19 protein-coding genes are annotated in these 22,684 nt (G+C 72.3%); 5 read left to right on the top strand and 14 right to left on the bottom strand.

Going from position 1 to position 22,684, the window contains the following annotated elements:
* The first annotated feature begins 69 nt into the window (after positions 1–69).
* Positions 70–1,482, top strand: coding sequence for a xylulokinase (xylB, locus tag H563_RS0111655; RefSeq protein WP_022882783.1), 1,413 nt, complete (start codon positions 70–72; stop codon positions 1,480–1,482).
* A 120-nt stretch (positions 1,483–1,602) separates the two neighbouring features.
* On the opposite strand, the gene H563_RS0111660 is transcribed toward xylB, so the two are convergent.
* The 7 genes from H563_RS0111660 to H563_RS16410 form a co-directional block, all read right to left on the bottom strand.
* The gene (locus tag H563_RS0111660; protein ID WP_022882784.1) at positions 1,603–2,247 is read right to left on the bottom strand and encodes a VOC family protein; all 645 of its coding nucleotides are present in this window, start codon (positions 2,245–2,247) and stop codon (positions 1,603–1,605) included.
* On the bottom strand, positions 2,244–3,365 hold the full coding sequence (locus H563_RS0111665; RefSeq protein ID WP_022882785.1) for a glycerate kinase: 1,122 nt from the start codon (positions 3,363–3,365) through the stop codon (positions 2,244–2,246). The genes H563_RS0111660 and H563_RS0111665 overlap by 4 nt, the downstream gene beginning before the upstream one ends.
* A 53-nt stretch (positions 3,366–3,418) precedes the next feature.
* The gene (locus H563_RS0111670) at positions 3,419–4,312 is read right to left on the bottom strand and encodes a carbohydrate ABC transporter permease (protein WP_022882786.1); all 894 of its coding nucleotides are present in this window, start codon (positions 4,310–4,312) and stop codon (positions 3,419–3,421) included.
* Positions 4,309–5,352, bottom strand: a complete 1,044-nt coding sequence (locus tag H563_RS16405; protein WP_022882787.1) for a carbohydrate ABC transporter permease — start codon at positions 5,350–5,352, stop codon at positions 4,309–4,311. The genes H563_RS0111670 and H563_RS16405 overlap by 4 nt, the downstream gene beginning before the upstream one ends.
* A 4-nt stretch (positions 5,353–5,356) precedes the next feature.
* Positions 5,357–6,772, bottom strand: a complete 1,416-nt coding sequence (gene ngcE, locus H563_RS0111680; RefSeq protein WP_022882788.1) for an N-acetylglucosamine/diacetylchitobiose ABC transporter substrate-binding protein — start codon at positions 6,770–6,772, stop codon at positions 5,357–5,359.
* Positions 6,773–6,834: 62 nt separating this feature from the next.
* Complete coding sequence (locus tag H563_RS0111685; RefSeq protein ID WP_022882789.1) at positions 6,835–7,584, bottom strand: sugar isomerase domain-containing protein; 750 nt, start codon at positions 7,582–7,584, stop codon at positions 6,835–6,837.
* Positions 7,581–8,507, bottom strand: a complete 927-nt coding sequence (locus tag H563_RS16410; RefSeq protein ID WP_033210636.1) for a MurR/RpiR family transcriptional regulator — start codon at positions 8,505–8,507, stop codon at positions 7,581–7,583. Before H563_RS16410 ends, H563_RS0111685 begins: the two co-directional genes overlap by 4 nt.
* A gap of 92 nt (positions 8,508–8,599) precedes the next feature.
* Between H563_RS16410 and H563_RS16415 the strand changes: the two genes are divergently transcribed.
* Positions 8,600–9,583 carry an N-acetylglucosamine kinase gene (locus H563_RS16415; RefSeq protein ID WP_022882791.1) on the top strand — a complete coding sequence of 328 codons (984 nt, stop codon included), beginning with the start codon at positions 8,600–8,602 and terminating at the stop codon, positions 9,581–9,583.
* Between the two features lie 175 nt (positions 9,584–9,758).
* Here the strand turns inward: H563_RS16415 and H563_RS0111700 are convergent, their stop codons facing one another.
* Genes H563_RS0111700 through H563_RS0111715 form a run of 4 tightly spaced genes read right to left on the bottom strand, consistent with a single transcriptional unit; the run spans position 9,759 to position 14,224 of the window.
* Positions 9,759–10,616 carry a sugar phosphate isomerase/epimerase family protein gene (locus tag H563_RS0111700; RefSeq protein ID WP_022882792.1) on the bottom strand — a complete coding sequence of 286 codons (858 nt, stop codon included), beginning with the start codon at positions 10,614–10,616 and terminating at the stop codon, positions 9,759–9,761.
* Positions 10,613–11,803, bottom strand: a complete 1,191-nt coding sequence (locus H563_RS0111705; protein ID WP_022882793.1) for a DUF993 family protein — start codon at positions 11,801–11,803, stop codon at positions 10,613–10,615. The genes H563_RS0111700 and H563_RS0111705 overlap by 4 nt, the downstream gene beginning before the upstream one ends.
* Complete coding sequence (locus tag H563_RS0111710; protein WP_022882794.1) at positions 11,800–12,954, bottom strand: Gfo/Idh/MocA family protein; 1,155 nt, start codon at positions 12,952–12,954, stop codon at positions 11,800–11,802. The genes H563_RS0111705 and H563_RS0111710 overlap by 4 nt, the downstream gene beginning before the upstream one ends.
* The gene (locus H563_RS0111715; RefSeq protein ID WP_022882795.1) at positions 12,944–14,224 is read right to left on the bottom strand and encodes an MFS transporter; all 1,281 of its coding nucleotides are present in this window, start codon (positions 14,222–14,224) and stop codon (positions 12,944–12,946) included. Before H563_RS0111715 ends, H563_RS0111710 begins: the two co-directional genes overlap by 11 nt.
* 171 nt (positions 14,225–14,395) lie before the next feature.
* On the opposite strand from H563_RS0111715, the gene H563_RS0111720 reads away from it, so the two are divergent.
* The gene (locus tag H563_RS0111720) at positions 14,396–15,052 is read left to right on the top strand and encodes a ThuA domain-containing protein (RefSeq protein ID WP_022882796.1); all 657 of its coding nucleotides are present in this window, start codon (positions 14,396–14,398) and stop codon (positions 15,050–15,052) included.
* A 110-nt stretch (positions 15,053–15,162) separates the two neighbouring features.
* Here the strand turns inward: H563_RS0111720 and H563_RS0111725 are convergent, their stop codons facing one another.
* From H563_RS0111725 to H563_RS0111735, 3 genes are read right to left on the bottom strand one after another with little or no spacing between them, the layout of a single operon-like run.
* On the bottom strand, positions 15,163–17,067 hold the full coding sequence (locus H563_RS0111725; RefSeq protein ID WP_022882797.1) for a DUF2264 domain-containing protein: 1,905 nt from the start codon (positions 17,065–17,067) through the stop codon (positions 15,163–15,165).
* Positions 17,064–18,245, bottom strand: coding sequence for a substrate-binding domain-containing protein (locus tag H563_RS16420; protein WP_022882798.1), 1,182 nt, complete (start codon positions 18,243–18,245; stop codon positions 17,064–17,066). Before H563_RS16420 ends, H563_RS0111725 begins: the two co-directional genes overlap by 4 nt.
* Positions 18,242–20,176: a heparinase II/III domain-containing protein gene (locus tag H563_RS0111735; RefSeq protein ID WP_022882799.1), complete on the bottom strand. Its 1,935-nt coding sequence runs from the start codon at positions 20,174–20,176 to the stop codon at positions 18,242–18,244. The genes H563_RS16420 and H563_RS0111735 overlap by 4 nt, the downstream gene beginning before the upstream one ends.
* Before the next feature lie 149 nt (positions 20,177–20,325).
* Here H563_RS0111735 and H563_RS0111740 point away from each other — a divergent pair, with 149 nt between their 5' ends.
* Positions 20,326–21,345 carry a hydroxyacid dehydrogenase gene (locus H563_RS0111740; RefSeq protein ID WP_022882800.1) on the top strand — a complete coding sequence of 340 codons (1,020 nt, stop codon included), beginning with the start codon at positions 20,326–20,328 and terminating at the stop codon, positions 21,343–21,345.
* Between the two features lie 40 nt (positions 21,346–21,385).
* Positions 21,386–22,669: an ABC transporter substrate-binding protein gene (locus H563_RS0111745; protein ID WP_022882801.1), complete on the top strand. Its 1,284-nt coding sequence runs from the start codon at positions 21,386–21,388 to the stop codon at positions 22,667–22,669.
* The last annotated feature ends 15 nt before the right edge of the window (positions 22,670–22,684 follow it).

The raw sequence follows: 22,684 nt of genomic DNA on the forward strand, positions 1-22,684 counted from the left end.
AGCGGGCGTATCGAAACCCCGTTGGTTGAGTAGCCCGCTCCGCGGGCGTATCGAAACCGAAAGGCAACAATGACTCTGGTCGCCGGCGTCGACTCGTCAACGCAGTCCTGCAAGGTCGTCATCCGCGACCTCGAGACCGGGGCGCTCGTGCGCTCCGGCCGGGCCGCGCACCCCGACGGCACCGAGGTCGACCCCGCCGCGTGGTGGACTGCTCTGCAGCAGGCCATCGCCGAGGCGGGCGGCCTCGACGACGTCGCCGCGATCTCGATCGCGGGCCAGCAGCACGGCATGGTCGCGCTCGACGCCGACGGCCGGGTCATCCGCCCCGCTCTGCTCTGGAACGACACCCGCTCCGCCGCCGCCGCGGCCGACCTGACCGCCGAGGTCGGGGCGGACGAGTACGCGCGGCGGGCGGGGCTCGTTCCGGTGGCGAGCTTCACCGCCACCAAGCTGCGCTGGCTCAAGGACAACGAGCCCGAGAACGCGGCCCGGGTGGCGGCCGTGGCGCTGCCGCACGACTGGCTCACCTGGCGCCTGCTCGGCTACGGCCCTGCGGGCGAGTCGCCGCTGGGCCCGGTGCTCGAGGCGCTCACGACCGACCGATCGGATGCCTCGGGCACCGCCTACTGGTCGCCGTTCTCCGATGACTACGATCTCGAGCTGCTCGAGCGGGCGCTCGGCCGCCGGGACGTGGTGCTGCCGCGGGTGCTCGGCCCGGGCGAGTCGGCCGGGAAGACGCCGGAGGGAGTGCTGGTCGGCCCGGGCGCGGGCGACAACGCGGGCGCCGCGCTCGGCCTCGGCGCCGCGGCGGGCGACGTCGTCGTCTCGCTCGGCACCTCCGGCACGGTGTTCGCCGTCGCGGAGGACCCCGTCGCCGATCCGACGGGCACGGTCGCGGGCTTCGCCGACGCATCCGGTCTTTACCTGCCCATCGTCGTCACGCTCAACGCGGCGCGCGTGCTCGGCTCGATCGCCGGCGTGCTCGGCGTCGACTTCGACGAGCTGGCCCGGCTGGCGCTGGCCGCCGAGCCCGGCTCGGGCGGGGTCGTGCTGGTGCCGTACTTCGAGGGCGAGCGCACGCCCAACCTGCCCGACGCCAAGGCGAGCCTGCACGGGCTTACCCTCGCCTCCACCACCCGCGAGAACCTCGCGCGGGCCGCGATCGAGGGGATGCTCTCCGGGCTCGGCGCGGGCCTCGACGCCGTGCGCGCCGTCGGCGTGGAGGACACGCGCGTGCTGCTCATCGGCGGCGCCGCGCAGAACCCCGCCGTGCAGGCGGTGGCGGCCCAGATCTTCGACGCGCCCGTAGTGGTGCCCGAGCCCGGCGAGTACGTCGCCGACGGCGGCGCGGTGCAGGCGGCGTGGGCGCTGACCGGGTCGCGGCCCTCCTGGCAGGTGTCGCTCGCGGCGTCGCCGGGGCCGGACTTCCGCCCTGAGATCCGCGAGCAGTACCTGCGCTACGCCTCCCAGGCGCTGGCGTAGCGGGCCGCGGGTCTCCATTCAGCCGCTGCCGCGGCTGAGTCGACCAGCGGGAGCGGCAGCGTCAGCCGTCGGTCGACTCACGGCGCAGCCGTGAATGGAGACCTGCGAGCGGCGGGGGCGCTAGCCCTCGAGCCGCACCGCCACCCCGTCGGGGTCGGTGAGCGCACTGCCGGCCCGGTCGCCGCGCACCGCGAGCGCCAGCCCCGCGAACGGCCCCTGCCCGGGGCCCAGCTCGAGCGTGTCGGCGCCGAGGCCGAGGTAGACCAGCTCGCCGTCGCGCCCGCGCTCCTCCAGGCCGATCACCTCGCGGTAGAACCGCTCCGCCGCCGCCGCGTCGGGCGCGCGCAGCGCGTAGCACGCCAGCGCCTCGACCTCGGTGTGCGGCACGGGCGCCTGCCGCCACACCTCGTCGCGCTGCAGCAGTTCGATCGACTCGCCCGCGGGCCCGGTCACGAACCCGAGCCGGCCGAAGCCCGTCGCCGCAGGGTGCGGCTCCTCGGTCGGCGTGCATCCGGCATCGACGAGCCGGCGGAAGTCCGCCTCGAGTTCGTCGACGAGGAACGCGAGGTGCGAGGCGCCGAGAGGGCGCTCCCCCGCCCCGATCAGCTCGATCAGCCCCTGCCCGAGCTGCAGGTAGCACAGGTCCGTGCCGTGCTCGGGCGGCCGCCGTTCGAAGACGACCCGGCCGCCGAGCTCCGTGTAGAACGCGACCGACGCGTCGTAGTCGCGCACGAGGATGCCGAGGTGGTTCAGCTCGCGGATCATGCCGGCACCCCCGCGGCGGCGAGGTGCGCCCCCGCCTCCCGCGCCCAGTGGGCCGGCTCGGCGAGCGCGGCCTGCCCCGATCCGGCGAGCTCGCTGAGCGACGCGACGGCCGCGAAGCGCTCGACGGATGCCTCGACGGCACCCGCCGCGAGCGCCACCGGCACCCCCGCCTCGGCCGCGAGGGCGGCCACGTGGGCGGGGGCCTTGCCGCCCGCCGACTGCCCGTCGTACTTCCCCTCGCCGGTGACGACCAGGTCGGCGTCGGCGATCAGCTCGGGCAGCCGCAGCGCGTCTGCCACCGCGACGGCGCCGGGGGCCACGCTCGCCCCCCACAGGGTGAGCCCGAAGACGGTGCCGCCCGCCGCGCCCGCGCCGGGGCGTTCGGCGAGCTCGGCACCGCCGGGAACCGCCTGCACGAGGTGCGCGAGGTTCGCCTCGAGGGCACGCACCGCGGCATCCGTCGATGCGCCCTTCTGCGGCCCGAAGACGGCGGCGGCCCCGCGCGGGCCGAGCAGCGGGTTGTCGACGTCGGTCAGCACGACCGCGCCGCCGGGCGGCAGCGGCACGACGCCGGAGAGGTCGAGGCGCTCGACGCGCCCGAGGCCGCTGTTGCCGAGCGGCACGGGCACGCCGCGGCCGTCGGTGAACCGGGCGCCCATCGCGGTGAGCGCGCCGGCTCCGGCGTCGGTGGAGGCGCTGCCGCCGACCGCGATGAGCAGCCGCGTGACCCCGAGGGTGACGGCGGAGGCGATCGCCTGCCCGAGCCCGAAGGTGTGCGCGTCGAACGGTCTGAGCGGCCCGTCGACGAGGATCAGCCCGCTCGTGGCGGCGAGCTCGACGACGCCGGTTCCGCCGGGGGTGTCCGGCCCGGGCGGCAGCAGCAGCCAGTCGGCGCGCACCGGGGCCCCGGTGGGGCCGACGGCCATGAGCGGCTGCCGGCGGGCGGCCGGCACCGCGGCGGCGAAGGCGTCGAGGGTGCCCTCGCCGCCGTCGGCCACGGGGGCGAGGATCAGCTCGTCGTCGGGCCGGCGGCTGAGCCATCCGTCTCTGATCGCCTCGGCCGCGGCGCGCGCGCTCAGGGTGCCCTTGAACGAGTCGGGAGCTACGACGATCCGCATGCAGTCAGTCTGCCGCACCCGCGGGCCGGCGCCCGGTGCACCGGGCGGCGCGCTCAGCGGAAGGTGCCGCTCGAGACCGAGCCCTCGAGCCGGCGCTGGAAGATGATGTAGATCACCAGCACGGGGATCACGGTCATCACCACGCCGGCGAAGAGCGCGCCGAAGTCGACCGAGTACCCGGCCTGCGACGCGAACGACGCCATGCCCTGGGTCAGCACGTAGCGGCTCTCGTCGGTGTTCAGCGCGACGGGCAGCAGGAACTGGTTCCACAGGCCGAGGAAGTTGAAGATCGCCACGCTCGCCATGCCGGGCTGGGCCATGGGCAGCATCACCTGGAAGAACGCGCGCCACTCCCCCGCCCCGTCGATCAGCGCCGCCTCGTACACGTCGTCGGGCAGCGACTTGAAGAAGGAGTAGAGGAAGAACACGGTGAACGGCAGCGCGAACGCCACGTAGGTGAGGATCAGGCCGGGCAGCGTGTTCAGCAGCCCCGAGTTCCGCAGGATGAAGAACAGCGGCACGATCGCGAGGAACACCGGGAAGGTGAGCCCGGCGAGCATCAGGTAGTAGATGGCCCGGTTGCCCGGGAACTGGAAGCGCGCCAGCACGTAGGCGCACATGGCGCCGAGCAGCATGACGATCACGAGCGCGCAGGCCACCACGATCACCGTGTTCAGGAAGTACCGGCCGATGCCGGCATCCGTCCACGCGTGCGCGTAGTTCTCGAACTGCCAGTGCGCAGGAAGCGAGAACGGGTTGGCGAGGATCTCCTTGGTCGTCTTGAACGACGACAGGATCACCCACAGGAACGGCACGATCACGACGATCGACCAGATCACGAGCAGCACATGAGAGACGGATGCGACGGCCGCATCGCCCCCGGAGCCGGAGACCCTGCTGCGGGCCGGAGCGGACGACAGCGCCTTGTCGGTGGTGACCGCGGTCATGCTCGGGACTCCTTCGCGAGCGGTGCGGCGGCCTCGGCGCGGCGCACGGAGGCGGCCCGCGGCACGTCGCGCCCGGCGGTGAGGCGGCTGACGGTGAAGACGACCGCGGCGAACAGCAGCGTCACGGCCGCGAGCACCACGCCCATGGCGGTCGCGTAGCCGAACTGGCCCTTGCGGAAGGCGACGGTGAACAGCTCCTGGCTCATGGTGAGGGTGCTGTTGTCGGGGCCGCCGCCCGGGTTCATCGCCTGCATGTAGACGAAGGCGTCGAGCGCGGCGATGCCGAGGTAGATGTACGCCGTCTGCACGTTGTCGCGGATCTGCGGGATCACGATCGAGACGGCCATGCGCAGCCGGCCGGCGCCGTCGAGGCGGGCGGCCTCGAGCGTCTCGGCCGGAACGCCCTTGATCGCCGCGACGAACAGCACGGTGTAGAAGCCGACGAAGCTCCAGACGATGACGAACATGGAGACGGGCATGGCGGTGCGGGTGTCGCCGAGCCACGGGAAGTCCGCGAAGCCCTTCAAGCCCAGTCCCGTGAGCACGCCGTTCAGCAGGCCGGCGGAGGGGTCGTAGACCTCCGCCCAGATCAGGCCGATCACGATGGCGGGCACGGTGTAGGGGAAGAACGAGATCACCCGGTAGAAGCTCGAGCCCTTCAGGCCCCGGATCATGCCCTTGCTGGGCCCGCCGATCGTGATCATCACCGAGATCGCGAGCGCGAGCACGATCGTCACGAACGGCACGACGACGGCCAGCAGCACGTTGTTGCGCAGGGCGTGCAGGAAGATGTCGTCGCCGAACAGCTTCACGTAGTTCGACAGGCCGACGAAGTCCATGGTGGGCGAGAAGCCGGTCCAGTCCGTCAGGGAGTAGTAGAGCGCCTGGACGAACGGGGAGATCACGAAGATCACGAAGATCGCGAGCGGCAGGATGAGGAACACCGCCATGAAGCTCACCCGGTCGAACGTGAGCTTGCGGCGGCGCCGCCGGACGGCCGGCCGCTCAAGGCCGCCCGGCGTCGTCGTCGTACTGGTCATCGCGTCAATCCGTCACCTTCAGCTTCTTGACGGAGGAGTCGTTCGCCACCTTGTCGCTGATCTTCTGCATGCCCTGGGAGAGGCCGGTCGCGTCGAGCTTGCCGGAGAGGAACGAGTTCCACACCACCAGCGCATCCGTGTTCATGCCGTAGTAGTCGTAGAACTGGTAGTTGAAGACGTTGTCGCCCGCGGCGTCCAGCATCTTCGTCTGCGACACGAGCGCCGTCGAGCCGAAGCCGTCGTCGGGCACGAGGCCCTTGACGATCGTCGGGGCCAGCTTGGTCTTGGAGAAGTTGGTCGCCGCCTCCTTCGACAGCATGGCGCGCAGGATCTCCTTGCCGCCCGCCGGGCTCTTGCCCTGGCTCGGCACGATGAACGGCTCGCCCGCCGCCGAGCGCAGCGACTCGTACGGCATGGTCGGGCTGTCGCTGACGGTCGGCTCGGGCGCACCGGTCATCTTGAAGCCGGACTTGGTGGCCTTCTTCATCTCGTTCTCGATCCAGCCGCCGGAGGGGTAGAGGATCGCCTGCTCGTCGTTCGACCACTTCGCCTGCGCCGCGGTGAACTGCGTGCCCGCGCCGCCCGGGACGAAGAATCCGTTCTTCACGGCGGTTTCCAGCGCCTTGAAGACGTCCATCAGCGGCTTTTGCGACCACGCGTTCTTCTCGAGGTTCTCGAGCGCGAGGCGCACCTCCTTGCCGCCCTCCTTGATGGCCGAGTCGAGCGCCATGGTGAGGTAGTACGAGGCCGCCTCCTTGCCCCAGACGAAGAGGTACTTGCCCTTCGCCTTCGCCTTGGAGCCCAGGTCGAGCGTCTCGTCCCAGGTCTTCGGCGCGGTCCATCCGTTCTCGTCGAACAGCGAGGCCGAGTACCACACGGCGTACACGGTCATCACGTAGTTCAGGGCGACGAACTTGCCGGAGTAGGTGCCCGGGTCCTTGACCGCCGGGTACAGCGTGTCGGAGATCTTGGTGCCCTCGTAGTTGTCCGCCTCGAAGACGTCGTCGAGGGTCTCGAGCTGATCGGTGATCGTGTTGAAGCCGATCGCGCCGGCGCCGGAGTTGTCGATGAGGTCGGGCGGGTTGCCGCCGACGAACCGCGGCTGCAGTTCCTGGGCGATCTGCGTCGAGGGCGAGACCTTGATCGTGGTCTTGCCGAACTTCTTCTGAACCTGTTTGGCCGCGTACTGCACGTAGTCGTAGCCGTAGCCGCCGTTGAAGATCACCGCCTCGATCGACGCGGTCTCGGAGAGACCGAACGGATTGTCCGAGCTCTTCTTGGCGCCGGAACTGCTCGAGGAGGAGTTGCCGCTCGGAGCCGCACAGGATGCCAGCGTGCCCGCCAGGGGCAGCGCCACTGCGGTCGCCAGAGCGCCGCGCATGAACGTGCGGCGGCCGAGGGATCCGTCTTTGGTGCTCATCGTTGCCTGCCTTTCGCTTACTTCGTCATCACAGGGGGTGGTGCAGGGTGGTGCGTGGGATGTCAGGCCGAGTGCTTGATGCGCTCGCCGTACTGCTCTTCCAGGGCCGAGTTGTGCTCGTCTCCGCCCGGGATGTTCGCCGAGATGTACAGCGGCGGCACCGTGCCCGCCGCCCGGATGCGCTCGGCCGCGCCGATCGTCAGGAGCTGCGCGAGGTACGCCGCAGTGATCGACGAGACGGCACCCACCCCGAGCCCGTCGCCCAGGTCGAGGGTGGTGTCACCGAACGGAGCCCGGTTGTCGAGGACCACGTCCGCGACCTCCGACAGGCGCTTTCCGCTCGGATGCTTGGGGGTGACCGCGTTCGTGTGCTCGAGGCTCGTCACGGCGATCACGGGATGGCCCTCGGCCTTCGCCTTCAGGGCGAGGCCGACGATCGACCCGTTCACGCCCGAGTTCGAGGCGATCAGGAACAGGTCGGCGGGCCGGATGTCGTACAGCGACCACAGCCGCTCCACGACCGAGTCGTCGCGCTCGAGCTTCCCGCCCTCGAGGATCGCGGGGTCGTCGCCGCCGTACAGCGCGAGGTCGCCGAGCCGCAGCGCGTGGGTCGGGATCAGCCCGCCGGCGCGGCCCGCGATCTCCATCGCGAACGCCTGCGAGTGCCCGGTGCCGAAGGCCTGCAGCACCCCGTCGTTCTCGAGCGCGGTGACGATCAGGTCCACCGCCTCGTCGAGGCCGCCCGAGGCCGCGAACTCGTCGATGGCGGCGAGCCGGCGGGCGACCTGGGCGGAGAAGTCGGCGAAGCTCATGAAGCGTTTTGTCCTTTCTGCAGGGCGCGACGATGGGGCGACACGGCCGCGGCGGATGCCGCGAGCATCGTCGTCGTGCGGGCGAAATCCCGCTGGGCGACCAGCAGGTAGAGCAGGTCGAGCACGAACAGCTGCGCGTGCTTGGCCGACAGGTCGTCGGGCTGCAGGTACTCCCCCGGCGCGTAGCTCGTGATGTGCACGTCGGCGACGGCGGCGAGCGGCGACTCGGGCGAGCTGGTGACGGCGACGGCGAAGGCTCCGGTCGACTTGGCGAGGGAGAGCATCTCGATGGTCTCCTCGGTGCGGCCGGTGTTCGAGATGCCGATCGCCACCGTCGTCTCGCTCTGCAGGGCGCCGCTGGTCAGGCCCACGTGCACCTCGCTCCAGACGTGGGCGTTGATGCCGATGCGGTAGAGCCGGGCCTGTAGCTCGGCGGCCATGGCGGCGCTGCCGCCGATGCCGTAGATGTCGACGTGGGCGCTGCGGGCGATCGCCTCGGCCACCTGCTCGACGAGCGCGGAGTCGATCTGCTCGGCCGTGGACTGCAGGGCGACCGTGTGGGCGTTGACCAGGGTGCGCATGACGTCGGCGGGGCTGTCATTCGGGTCGAAGGCCCGGCCGATATCGGCGTCCCAGGTGGCGTGCGCGCTGGAGCGGCCGAGCTCGGCGGCGGCCCCGACGCGCAGCGGCACGTAGCCGGCGAATCCGATCAGGCGGCAGAAGCGGGTGACGGTGGCGGGCGAGGTGCCCGCCGTCTCGGCGAGCTCGGTGATGGAGAGCTCGAGCGGCAGGGAGGGATCCTGCAGCAGCAGGGTGCCGATCTTCGCCATCGCCTCGGACATCTGCGGCAGGCTCGCCTGGATGCGGCTGCGCACGCCGAGGCCTCCAGGCGTGTGCTTCGATGGTGCCGCAGTCGTCGTCATTGAAAATCCATCTCAGGGATCGGGTATAGCCATGAAAACTATTTCCATCCGTGTTTCGGGGACAATCACCCGCATGTCACGAATTGGTTACGTTGGCTGAGTTCCTCGCGGTCGACGCCGGCGGCACCACGACCCGCGCCGTCGTGGTGGACGCGGCCGGCCGCTGCCTCGGCTTCGCGAAGAGCGGCAGCGGCAACCCGATCTCCGCCGGACCGCACACGGCCGCGGCCTCCGTGGCCGCCGCGACGGCGGAGGCGCTGACGGCGGCGCGGACCGATCCGGCCGGCATCCGTCACGTGGTGCTCGCCATGGCGGGGGCGAGCGGTCTCACCGACCGCGAGGTGTTCGCGCGGCCGCTGCGCGAGCTGGGCGTGGCGGCGGCCCCGGTCTTCCGCGCCGACCTGCTGGCGACGTTCTTCTCCGGCACCTGGCACGAGGCCGGCTACGCCCTCGTCGCGGGCACGGGCGCCGCGGCGATCCGCGTCGAGGGCGGCGACGCGGTGCGGGTCGCGGACGCCCTCGGGTGGCTGCTCGGCGACGACGGGTCGGGATTCTGGATCGGGCACCGGGTGGCGCGCGCCGTGTTCGCCGACCTCGACGGCCGCGGGCCGGCGACCGCGCTCACCCCCGGGCTGCTGGCGGCCCTCGGCGTCGAGGCCGGCGGCGGGACCGTGCAGGGCCGGCGCGCGACGGTGCAACGGGCGATGGAGGCGGTCTACGCGATGCGCCCCGTCGAGCTCGCGCGCTTCGCGCGGCTCGCCTTCGAGGCGGCCGGCGACGCGGTCGCCGACGAGATCGTGGCCGAGGCGGCGGATGCGCTCGTGCGCACGCTCGACGCCGTGGCGGCGCCCGGGGTGACGGGTCCGATCGTGCTGGGCGGCGGCACCCTGGTCGGGCACCCCACGCTCGTCGACCGGATCGCCGCCGCCCGCGCGGGCGACGGCGGCGCGCCCGAGGTGCGCAGCGTCGCGGACGGCGTCGTCGGCGCCGCGGTGCTCGCGCTCCGGGAGGGCGGCGTCGCGGTCGACGCATCCGTCTTCGCCGCCCTCACGCGCTCGCTCGCAGCCCTGCGCTGACCTGCGGGCCCCTTGGTCTCCATTCACGCTTCGCGTGAGTCGACCAGCGGGTGCGGCGACACTTTCCCGCCGGTCGACTCAGCCGCGCAGCGGCCGAATGGAGACCGGTGGGGGCGGCAGCACGTGCCTGCCGGTCGACTCAGCCGCGCAGCGGCTGAATGGAGACCCGCCGCCCCTACAGCGCGGGCGCGACCTCCGCGTCGAACGCCCGGGCGACCCGGTCGGCGACCTCGGGGTACGGCGTGTCCCACACCTGCTGGTTGAAGATCTCGACCTCGATGTCGCCGTCGTAGCCGGCATCCGTCACGAGCCGCGTGAGGTGCGCGAAGTCGACGTGCCCGTCGCCCGGGTAGCCGCGGGCGAGCAGGCTGTCGGCGGGCAGCGGCGTGATCCAGTCGCACACCTGGTAGGTGGCGATGCGGCCGGATGCCCCGGCGCGGGCCACCTCGGCGGCCACCTGCGGATCCCACCAGACGTGGAAGGTGTCGACCACCACGCCCACCTCGGGCCCGCACTGCTCGGCGACGTCGAGCGCCTGGCCGAGCGTCGAGACGACCCCGCGGTCGGCCGCGTAGATCGGGTTCATCGGCTCGATCGCGAGGGTGACGCCGGCCTCGGCGGCGAACGGCGCGAGCTCGGCCACGGCCTCCTGCGCCCGCAGCCGGGCGCCGACCAGGTCGCGCGAGCCCTGGGGCAGCCCGCCCGCGACGAGCACGAGCACCGGCCGCGACCCCGGCGCACCGGCGGCCGCGAGCGCCGCGGTCTCCTCCACGGCCCGGCGGTTGTCGTCGAGGGCGCGCTGCCGCTCCGGCCCGGGCTCGGCGGTGAAGAATCCGCCGCGGCACAGCGTCGACACGCGCAGCCCCGAGGCGGCGACCAGCTCGACGGCCCGGTCGAGCCCGACGTCGGCGACCGGCTCGCGCCACACGCCGATCGCCCCATACCCGGCGGCCGCGGTGACGTCGAGCGCCTCGGCGAGCGAGGCGTACTTGATGGTCGCCTGGTTCAGCGACAGCCGCGGATGCGCGCTCACAGCAGCACCGCCTGCTTCGCGCCGATGCCGTTCAGGGCCAGCATCGCGTTCCAGCGCTGCGCCGCGAGCTCCGGCCGCTCAAGCGCGCCGGCGTCGTTCGCGAGCCGCACGATCTCGCTCAGGTGCGGCAGGCTGCGCGCCGCGTGCAGCCCCCCGACGAGCGAGAACGCGGGCTGGTGCCCGTTCAGCCAGGACAGGAACGCCACCCCGGTCTTGTAGTAGAACGTGGGCGCGGCGAACACCTGCCGCGACAGCGCCTCGGTCGGCCCGAGCAGCCGCTGGTACGCCTCCCGGTCGCCCGCGTCGAGCGCCTGGATCGCGCCGGAGGCGAGCTGCGGGATCGTCGCGAAGGCACCGAGCAGCGCGTCGGAGTAGCTGCCCGGCGCATCCGTGCCGTCGCCCGCGATCAGGCGCACGTAGTTGTAGTCGTCGCCGGTGAACATGCGCGCCGTCTTCGGCAGCCGCGCCCGCACGGCGATCTCGGCGCCGGCGTCGAGCAGGCTCATCTTCACGCCCGCGACTTTGTCGGCGTGCACCTCGATGACGTCGATGAGCACGGATGCCGCCTCCGCCGGCACCCCGGACCCGAAATAGCCGCGCAGCACCGGGTCGAACGCCTCGCCCAGCCAGTGCAGCACGACCGGCGTCTGCGCCTTCTCGAGCACCTGCCCGTAGACGCGCCGGTAGTCGTCGGCCGACTCGGCCGCCCGCGCCAGGTGGCGGGAGGCCATCAGCACGACGCCGGCGCCGTGGTCCTCCGCATAGGCGAGCTGCTCGACGTACGCGTCGACGACCTTCTCGAGCGGGATGACCTCGTCGTCGACGTGGTCGGTGTTGACCCCGACCACGAGCGCGCCGCCGGCGGCCTTCGCCTCGGCGGCGCTGCGGGCGATGAGCTCGCGGGTCGCGGCGGCGTCGAGGCCCATGTTGCGCTGGGCGGTGTCCATCGCGTCGGCGACGCCGAGTCCCCAGGACCAGACGTGGTGGCGGAAGGCGAGCGTCGCCTCCCAGTCGATGTCGGCCGGGGCACCCGGCACGTTCTCGCCCCACGCCTTCGGCACGACGTGGGCCGCCGCGTAGGCGACGCGGCTGCGCAGCGGCGCGGCCGGCTTGGTCAGCTCGGGCCCCGGCTTCAGCGGCGCGGTGCTGACCGCGCCGTCGGCGCCGACCAGGATCAACTCGTTCATACGGTCACCTCCGGAAGTTCGATGCGGCGGCCCTCGCGCGCGCTCTCCAGGCCCTTCTCCGCCAGCAGCACGCCGCGCGCGCCCGACAGGAAGTCGTACTCGTTGGGGGCATCCTCGGCCACGTGCCGCAGGAACTCCTCCCACTGCACCTTGAATCCGTTCTCGAACACCTCGTTCTCGGGCACCTCGTGCCAGTCGGCGAGGTAGTCGTGCCCGTCGGGCACGTCCGGGTTCCAGGTGGGGCGGGGGGTGGCCGAGCGGTGCTGCACCTTGCAGCCGAACAGGCCGACCACCGCGCTGCCCTCGGTGCCGTCGACCTGCAGCTCGAGCAGCTCGTCGCGGTTCACCCGCACGTCCCAGCTGGAGTTGAACTCCGCCACGACGCCGCCTGCGAGTTCGAAGATGCCGTACGCCGCGTCATCCGCCGTCGCCTGATACGCCTGCCCGCGCTCGTCGTACCGGGTCGGGATGTGCGTGGCGGTGTGTGCGTACACCGACTCGACGCGACCGAACAGGTTCTCCAGCACGTAGTTCCAGTGCGGGAACATGTCGACCACGATGCCGCCGCCGTCTTCGGCCCGGTAGTTCCAGCTGGGCCGCTGCGCCGGAATCCCGTCGCCCTCGAACACCCAGTAGCCGAACTCGCCGCGCACCGACAGGATGCGGCCGAAGAAGCCCGCGTCGATCAGCCGGCGCAGCTTGCGCAGCCCCGGCAGGTAGAGCTTGTCGTGCACCACCCCGTTCTTGACGCCCGCCTCGGCGGCGGCGCGGGCCAGCTGCAGGGCGTCCTCGAAGGTCTCGGCCGTGGGCTTCTCGGTGTAGATCGCTTTGCCGGCGGCGATGGCCTTGGTGATCGCGGGCACCCGGGCCTTGGTCACCAGGAAGTCGGCGTACACCTCGAAACTCTCGTCGGCCAGCGCCTCGTCGAGGTTCGTGGTGTAGTCGGCGATGTCGTGCCGCTGCGCGATCTCGCGCAGCTTCTCGGCGCTGCGGCCGACGAGCATGGGCCGCACCTGCACCCGGCGCCCGTCGGAGAGCTCGACGCCGCCCTGGTCGCGGATCGCGAGGATCGACCGCACCAGGTGCTGCCGGTAGCCCATGCGCCCGGAGGCGCCGTTCATGATGATCCCGATCGTCGACTCAGCCGACATCCCGTACCTCCTGCAGTTTCTCTTCCGATGTGAAGTCGATGGCCTTGGCCTGCGTGCCGAACGCGGTCAGCACGATCACGGCGATGGCGGCGCCGGCGACCGTGATCGCCATCGCCCACGGGTAGCCGAGGTGCGGGGCGAGGGACTGCTGGATCGGCAGGTTGAACGCGGCGATGACGTTGCCGAGCTGGTAGGTGACCCCCGGGTAGAAGCCGCGGATCGCGTTCGGCGACAGCTCGTTGAGGTGCGCCGGGATGGCGCCCCACGCGCCCTGGGTGGTGAGCTGGATGAGCGCGGCGCCGAGGCACAGCCAGGCCGCGGCCTGTGAGAACGCGAACAGCGGGATGAGCGGCAGCGTCAGCGCGGCGCCGAGGATGATGGTCGCCTTGCGGCCCCAGCGGTCGGAGAGGGAGCCCAGCAGGATGCATCCGATGATCGCGCCCACGTTGTAGATGACGGCGATCCAGGTGGCCGTCGCGGGTGCCAGGCCCGCGCCCCCGTCGTCCGTCGCCTTGAGGAAGGTGGGGTAGATGTCCTGGGTGCCATGGCTCATCCAGTTGAACGCCGCCATCAGGAACACGAGGTAGATGAAGCGGCGCAGGATCTTGCCGTTGAAGAACACGGCGCGGATCGAGGTCTGCGTGATCTTCAGCGTGGACTGCGTCGTCTCCCACACCTCCGACTCGCGCACCCGGGCGCGCAGGATGAGCGTGATCAGCGCGGGCAGGATGCTGAGCGCGAACAGCCACCGCCAGTTCAGCCCCAGCGCGGACACGACGACGAGGAAGGCGACGGAGGCGAGCAGGTACCCGGCCGAGTAGCCCGCCTGCAGGATGCCGCTGTAGAAGCCGCGCCGGTGCCGGGGCACCTTCTCCATGGTCAGCGCCGCGCCGAGGCCCCACTCGCCGCCCATGCCGATGCCGTAGAGCAGGCGGAGGATGAACAGCACCGTGAAGTTCGGCGCGAAGGCGCACAGGAAGCCGACGATCGAGTAGAAGCACACGTCGACCATCAGCGGCACGCGGCGGCCGACCTTGTCGGCCCACAGCCCGAACAGGTAGGCGCCGACGGGCCGCATCAGCAGCGTGATCGTGGTGAGGAACGCCATGCGCTCGATGGGCACTCCGAAGTCGGTGCCGATGTCGGCGTAGACCAGCACGATCAGGAAGTAGTCGAAGGCGTCCATCATCCAGCCGAGCAGCGAGGCGATGAACGCGTTGCGCTGATCGGGGTTGAGTCGTGCGGCCTGTGCGGGGGCGGCGGCGGTCATGGCGGTCCTCTCATCGACGTTGATGGGTGTACGGATGCCCGCAGCCGGCGGGCACACGCTGATGCCAGGGTCGCCCTCCCGGTCTCTCGGCTTTTCGGCCGCGCGGTGGGAAAGCGTTTACCCACACGGTAGCGTAGTCACGGATCGGGCTTTTGCGCGAGAGGAGCGGCGATGGCGACGCATGCGGTGGTGGTCAGCGGCGCGGGCAGGTACGCCGACCCGTGGCATCCCTTCGCCGAGACGTCGGCGCAGCTCGCGGAGATCCTCGCCGAGGCGGGGTTCGACGCCGAGGTGGACGAGGCGGTGGACGAGCGCCTGGCCGACCCGTCGGGCGCCGAGCTGCTCGTGCTCAACATCGGCAACCCCAAGGATCCGCACCAGGCCGATGCGGCCGTGCGCGCCGGGCTGCGCGCGCACCTGGAGTCGGGGCGGCCGCTGCTGGCGGTGCACGTGTCGTCGACGAGCCTGCCCGGGGTGCCGGAGTGGGAGCGGATGCTCGGCGGCATCTGGGTGCGCGGCACCACGTACCACCCGCCGTACGGGCCGAGCGAGGTGGAGATCGTCGACCGCGAGCATCCGATCACCCGCCCGATCGCGGACTTCGTGCTGCCCGACGAGCGGTACACGGAGCTGCGGGTCGACCCCGGGGTGCGGGTGCTGGCGCAGCACACGCTCGACGGGGTCGCGCATCCGCTGGTGTGGGAGCACCGCTACGGACCGGCGCGGGTGCTGTACGACGCCCTCGGCCACGACGCGGCCTCGTTCCGCAGCCCCGAGCACCGGCTGCTGCTGCGCCGGGCGGCGCTCTGGCTGGTCGACTCCCTCTAGCCGGGCTCAGCCCGTCGCTTCCTCGCCGAGCGTCGCGAAATCACCCTTCAAGCCGAGCTTCACGGCACATTTCGCACCGCTCGGCGAAGTCGGGCGGGCTCGGGCGGGGCTCACGCCGGCACGACGAGCTCGGACTGCGCGCCGTCGCCCCAGCCGATCGCGACCGTCGACCCGGTGACGACGGTCGTCGGCGCGGTCTCGGGCGCGCGCCCCAGGCCGACGGCCACGACGAGCAGCCCGCCCGTGCCTGCGCCCCCGATCGGAACGGTCAGCTGCGGAACCTCCACGACGTCGACGAGCGGCGACTGCCCGGCCACGCGCACCCGCTCGACGGCGGCGTCGCCACAGCCTGCGAGCGGGACCAGCTCGCTCCAGAGGCCGTCGGCCCAGGCATCCGCGCCCACCGGCCAACCCGAGACGCGGAACGCGACCGCGCCCTCGCTCGGCCCGTCGAGTCGCAGCGCGCGCACCTCCCACGCTCCCCGCACGGCCGAGGCGACCGTCAGCGTCGGCCCCCAGGTCACCTCGCCCGAGTAGCCGCTGCCGTGGTCGCGCTGCGTGCGGTCGATGTCCACCCAGTGCGCGTGCGCGCGGGAGGCGGCGGTGGCGGCGACCTCGCCGTCGGCCACTCCTAGCGGCTCGAAGCCGGCGCGGGAGGCGACCCGCCCCGCGGCGTCGAGCACGGTGGCCAGCTGGTCGGTCTGCGCCTCGAGCGCGGCATCCGTCACCAGGGTCATCGTCGCGCTGGAGTACCCGAGCCGCGCGTAGAGCGGCGAATCCGCGTCGGCCGAGCCCGGCACCTCGTGGTCGGTGCCGTGGTTGACGATGCGCACGATGCCGTCGGCCGCGGTGCCGGAGACGGCCCAGCCCGGCGCCACGACGGCCCGGCGCTCGTCGCTGAGCTCGACCGGAAGCGGCTGCTCAACGGCCGTCCACACCGGGTGCGTGGCGGGCAGCACCAGCCCGTAGAACCCCTTCGACGCCCAGTACGGAGACGCCGGCCCCGAGTAGGTCTGCGCCAGCTGCGGCCACTCGCGGGTGAGACCCATCGTGAGCAGGCCGGACTCGGAGACGGCGCCATGGTCGAGGAACGCCTGCAGCATGCCGCTGGCCGCCCGCCGCACGAGCCCCGGATCGAGCCGGGTCGCGTCGTGGGCGGCCCCGGCCCACAGCGGCGCCGCGGCGGCGAAGCGGTAGATCAGGCTGCGGCCCTGCAGCACGGGCATGCCGTCGCCGCCGATGAGCCGCACGTAGTCGTCGAGGTAGTCGGCCAGCCGCGCCCGCCACAGCGGCAGCCGCGCGCCCGGGTCGAAGGGCGCCGCCCCCGGCTGGGCGGCCCAGACGAACGGGTAGAACTGCATCGCCCATCCGCTGTAGTAGTCGAAGGCGCGCATCTCGTCGCTGTCGGAGTACCAGCCACCCTCCCGCGCGCACGCCTCGTGGAAGTCGAGCGCGGCGGTGATGTCGGATGCCTCGATGCGCCCGCCCTCCGCGGCGACGAAGGTCTCGACCACGGCGCGGAACCACACCCAGTTGTTGCGGGGGTACCAGCCGCCCACCGCCGTCTCGAACCAGGCGACGACGTTGCGCTGCTCGTCGGGGGCGAGCGTGTCCCACAGCCACGGCCGGGTGAGCTCGAGCACGAGCGCGAGCGAGGCCGCCTCGACCTTCGCCTGCCCGAGCTCGCCCGGGGTGGGCCAGCGCTCCGGCGACTGCGGGTCGGTGCCGGCGATGAGGCCGGCGCGGTACCAGTCGAGGAATCCGTGCGGGTCCGCCCCCTGCTCCCCCGCGATGCGGAAGCCCACGAGCAGCAGCGACCGGGCGAAGCCCTCGAGCTCGTCGCTGTCGTGGCCGCTCGAACTCGTGCGGCCGGGCAGCCGCACCCGCGCGCGCCCCGGCGAGAAGAACGGCCGCAGCGCCAGCAGCAGCTGGTCGGCGACGGCCGCCCAGTGCGCGCGGGTGAAGCCCGTGCGCGGCGAGAGCGAGTAGTCGAGGGAGGGCAGGGTGAGACTCATACGGTTCCCTTCGTGGTGACCTCGGTGGTGACGGATGCTTCGGCCGGCGCCGCACGGTCCGCGTCGGCGCCCCGGCCCCCGGGCACCGACGAGTCGCGCACGATCAGCTCGGGTTCGAGCTGCACATGGTGCAGGGGCCGTGCGGCGCCCTCTTCGAGCCGGGCGACGAGCAGTTCGACGGCCACCTTGCCGACCCAGCTCTTCGGCGGCCGCACGGCCGAGATCGCCGGCTGGCCGAGGTGCGCGACCTCGTCGTCGTAGGCGACGACGGCGAGGTCGTCGGGCACGCGCACGCCCCGGTCGACGCAGTGCTGCACGAAGCGCACCGCCTGCCGGTCCGGGTGCACGAGCAGCGCGGTGGTGCCGGTCTTCCGGCAGCGCTCCAGCACCGTGTCCATGAACGCGGCGCTCTTCGGCCCGTCGCAGTCGTTCGCGTCGTCGTCGATCGTCTGCGCCGGCTCCTGCCCGAGCAGGCGCAGCACCTCCATCCAGCTGCGGCGCACCGGGCCGGCCGTGGGGCTCGTGCGCGCGGCGAGCAGGCCGATGCGCTCATGGCCGGCGGCGCGCAGGTGCAGCAGCGCCCCCTCGGCGCCGTGCCCGTGGTCGGTCGACACCGACTCCAGCCGGGTGGTGATCACGCCGCGGGCGGGCCGCCGCTCGGTGAGCACCACCGGGATCGGCAGGCTGTCGAGCCAGCGCAGCAGCTCGTGCCCCTCGGGGCCGGCCGTCTCGGGGCCGGCGAGGATGCCGTGCACCCCGGCCGTGTCGAGCAGCGCCTGGATCTGCCGCCGGTTGTCGCGCGCGTCGTACATGGAGCCACGCAGGATCACGCGCGCCCCGGCCTGCACCGCGGCCATCCGCGCGCCGTTGACGATCTGGGGCCAGTAGTAGTCGAGCGACGGCACCACCATGCCGAGGGTGTACCTGTTGAAGCCGCCGTCACCGGGCTCGCGGCCCGCGACGGTGCGGTCGAGGGCGCTGCGCAGAGTGGCGCCGCCGTGCACGCGGGTGATCAGCCCCTGCCGGGCGAGGTCGTTGATGTCTCGTCGCACCGTCATCTCGGAGACGCCGAGCAGCTCGGAGAGCTCCCGCACGCTCACCGCGCCATCGACGCGCAGCTGCTCGAGCAGCCGCTCCTTGCGCTGCACCGAGAAGCGCGACGCCGCCGCCCCGCTCATGCGCCCCTCCGGATCCGCGTCGTCAGTCCGGCCGTGGACGCCGGGACGGTGACGCTCGCGCGCACCAGCTCCGCGCCCCAGGCCGCCTGGAGCTCCGGGTCGTCGAGTTCCCACCGCTCGAGCCGCACGGATGCCTCGGGCGCATCCCACTCGAGCACGATCGCCCCTCCGCCCGGCCGCGGCACCCGCACCGCCGCAAGCCCCGCCGCCCCCGACTGCTGCAGCTCGGCGCCGTCGCGCAGCAGCTGGTGCACGGCGACCGGGGCGCCGGCCCGCCGCGAGTCGTCGAGCCGCCACTCGTCGGCCACCTCGACGCCTCCGCCCGCGCGGTCGAGCCGCGCGCTGCGCACCCACGAGTCGCCGTCCTCGAGCGGGTAGGCGCGGGCGAGCTCGAGCGCGATCGCGGCGTCGCCGAGCTCGACGACCTCGGCCCGGAACCGCGCCCCGACCCCCTGCCCGAGCCCGAACGGCGCGGGCGTCGAGTGCCACTGCGACTGCATCGCGCGGATCTCGTAGCGCCGCTCGGAGAAGGTCTGCGCTGTGTACCGCACCTTGCCCGCGTCCACGACGAGGGGCTCTCCGTCGAGCACGACGACGTACGAGCCGAGGTCGAGGTGGTTGTGGTGCTCGCCGTTGTGGCCGCCCTTCACGGCGAGCGCGAGGCCGGCCGTTCTGCCGGCGCGCTCCCGGGCGAGGAACACCTGGATCGAGGGCAGCCAGCTGCGCGCGACCAGGGGCGGGGCGGCGGGGCGGGCGGCGACCCAGTCCGGGTCGGCGAGGGCGTGCAGCATCCGCGCCAGCCCGCCCTGCGCGTCGGCGACCGGCCGGGAGGGGTCGCGCTGCGCCGCGGCGTGCCGGCGCGCGTCGTCGTCGCCGACCCGCGCCGCCCAGGCGAAGGGCACGTGCCACGGCTCGTGGCCGCTCGCCCGCCCCGGGCCGTCGGCGACGTTGAGGTACCGGTCGCCGCCGAGGTGCATGCGGTGCGGGAACCCCACGGTGGCGCACAGCGAAGGCACGCCGCCGGCGTCGAGCTCGCCGCCGGTCGCGCGGCGGATCAGGTCGAGGGCCTCCAGCGCCCGGCACGCGCCGTTCCACCAGTAGGCGAAGCCCTCGTCGGTCGCGCCGTCGTCGGGCAGCGTGGCCACGTAGCGGTCGATGCCGTCGAGGCAGCGGGCGACGACCTCGGCCTGCTCCTCCCCCTCGAGCAGCAGCAGGGCGGCGGCCAGCACGTTGCCGTGGATCCACGGGTTCCAGTTGTGCACGTCGCCGTCGAGCCCCAGCCAGTGCCAGTCGCGCCGGGTGAGGAACGGCACGATGACGCGGCGGTGCACGTTCTCGCGCAGCACCTCGCGCAGCCCGGGCGCGCGGGCCTCGAGCCGCGCGCCGAGCACGTGGTCGATCCATGCGAGCTCGGCGGCGAGCTCGCCGGCGCCGAGGTCGAGGTACGGCGTCGCATCCGTCGGCACGACGTGGCCGTGCACCCGGTAGGTGTCGTCGTGCGCGGCCCACGACCATCCGGCCTGCTCGCAGACCAGCGCCACGCCGTCGGCGACCTCGTCGAGCCATCCGATGTCGTCGCGCACGGCGGCCATGATCGTGGCGCGCGCCAGCCGCTGCTGCCGGTGCCGCACCCGGTCCTCGTACGCGTTCCGGTCGCCGTCGCGCCAGAACCTCGCGAAGTGCGAGAGCAGCGGCTGCGGCCACGCGGTGCCCCGCTCGGCCTCGGCCGCCTCCGCCACCGTCGCGACCGTGGCGGGGTCGGCGGCGGCCCAGAACGCGCGGTCGTCCGCGTCGGGGATCCCGAGGCGACGGATGCCTCCGGCCAGCGCCGACCGCAGCCGCGCGGCGTCCATCCCGTCGCCCCACCGCTCGCGCAAGGGCCCCGGGAACGCGCGGTAGGGGGCCCACGGGTGCGGTGCTGCTGTCGCCATTGACATTGTTCGTTTCTGTTCGAGTGCGTGTGAGCAGTTTCGAGATGTTTGACTCGCGTCGACCGCGAGTATTCACTGATTGCCGCGACGATGCAACCGCTCGGCAGCGCCGTCGCCCCGCACGACGACCGAACTGGAGCCGCCCGCCGATGAGCACGCAGCGCATGCCCGAAGCCCTGATCCTGATGGGGCGCGACGAGTTCGAGGCGCAGTTCGACCCGACCCGCCTCGAGCGGCTGCGCACGCTCGCCCGCCTGCCCGAGCCGATCTGGACCGACGAGCTCGACAGCGCCGCGATCCGCCCGCGCCTGGCCGGCGTCGAGGTGCTGCTCACCGGGTGGGGGGCGCCGCTGCTCGACGCCGAGCGCCTCGCGCGCATGCCCCGGCTCCAGGCGATGATCCACTGCGCCGGCACGATCCGCCCGATGGTCAGCGACGCGTTCTGGGCGCGCGGCATCCGCGCCTCCAACGTCGCCGAGGCCAACGCGATCCCGGTCGCCGAATACACCCTCGCCGCGGTCATCATGGCCGGCAAGGCCGCGCCGTTCCTCGCCCGCGGGCTGCGCGAGCGGCGCGACGACTGGGCCGACCTGGAGCGCTTCGGTCGCCTCGGCAACCTGGGCCGCACGGTCGGCGTCGTCGGGTTCTCCCGCGTCGGCCGCCGGGTGGTCGCCGCCCTGCAGCAGCTCGAAGACATCACCGTGCTCGTGCACGACCCCTACGCCGACCCGGCCGAGGTCGCGGCGGCGGGCGGGCGGCTCACCGACCTTCCCGAGCTGCTGCCGCAGGTCGACATCCTGTCGCTGCACGTTCCCGCGCTGCCCGAGACCCGGCACCTGATCGGCCCGCGTGAGCTTGCGGCGCTGCCCGACCACGCGACGCTGATCAACACCGCCCGCGGCATGGTGGTCGACACCTCCGCACTCGAGGCCGAGTGCGTCTCCGGGCGCCTCAACGCGGTGCTCGACGTCACCGAACCGGAGCCGCTGCCCGCGGCATCCGTGCTCTACGACCTGCCCAACGTCGTCATCACGCCCCACATCGCGGGATCGCTCGGCACCGAGCTGTACCGCATGACGGATGCGGCGCTCGACGAACTCGAGCGACTCGCCTCCGGCCTTCCGATGCTGAATGAGATCAGCATCGACGACCTCAGGCTCAGCGCCTGATTGCCCTGCACACCACACGAATAACAAAGGAGTTATCCACATGAAGCGCCTCACGCGCACACTGGCCGCCGTGGCCGGCGTCGCAGCCGCCGCCCTCGCCCTCGCCGGCTGCGCCGGCTCAGCCGGCTCATCCGACTCGTCGTCGGGCGGCAAGACCCTGACCATCGCGGTCTGGGACTACGCCGAGACCCCGGAGTTCAAGGCCCTGTTCGACGCCTTCCACGCCGCCAACCCCGACATCACGATCAAGCCGGTCGACGTGCCCAACGCCGCCGACTACGAGTCGAAGGTCACCACGATGCTCGCCGGCGGAGACTCCACCGACATCATCACGGTGAAGAACCTGACCGACTACTCGGGCTACGTGGCCAAGAACCAGCTGCTCAGCCTCGACGACGTCGAGAAGAAGCTGCCCGCCGACAAGCTCGCCGGCCTCGACTCCTACAAGTACAAGGGCGACTACTACGCCCTGCCGTACCGCACCGACTTCAGCGTGCTGTTCTACAACAAGACGATGTTCAAGGACGCCGGGCTCGCCGACCCCGAGAACCTGACCTGGGACGAGTTCGCCGCCGACGCGGCGAAGCTGACCAAGGGCAGCGGATCGAGCAAGGTGTACGGCGCCTACATCCACACCTGGAACTCGCTGGTGCAGGGCATCGCCGCCGCGCAGAACGGCAAGGACCTCACGAACCCGTCCTACGGGTACCTGAAGGACCAGTACGACCTGATGCTCAAGATGCAGAAGGCCGGCGACATCATCGACTTCGGTGACGCCACCAGCCAGTCGCTGGCCTACCAGACGGTGTTCGAGACGGGCCAGGCGGCGATGGTGCCCATGGGCACGTGGCTCATCGCGCCGCTGCTCGCCGACGAGAACGCCGGCAAGACGAACGTCGACTGGGGCATCGCGCCGCTGCCGCAGATCGAGTCCGGCCAGCCCATCGTCACCGACGGCGGCCCGACCGGCTTCGGCATCAACAAGGCGTCGAAGAACGTCGACCTGGCCAAGAAGTTCATCGAGTTCGCCGCCAGCGAGAAGGGCGCCGAGGCGGTCGCCTCGATCGGCATCGTCCCCTCCTACAGCTCCGACACGATCACGCAGAAGTACTTCAGCCTCAAGGGAATGCCGCAGGACGCCCTGTCGAAGAAGGCCTTCGCGCCCGACAAGGTGGTGCCGGACCTCCCGGTCAACCCGAACTCGGCGGCGGTCAACACGGTGCTGAACGAGGAGCACCAGCTGATCATGACCGGCTCGAAGTCGGTCGACGCCGGCATCAAGGAGATGGAGCAGCGCGTCAAGTCCGAGGCGCTGAACCAGTAGCATCCGTCCGATCGG

This window comes from Gryllotalpicola ginsengisoli DSM 22003 (assembly GCF_000419445.1).
Classification (GTDB): Bacteria; Actinomycetota; Actinomycetes; order Actinomycetales; family Microbacteriaceae; genus Gryllotalpicola; species Gryllotalpicola ginsengisoli.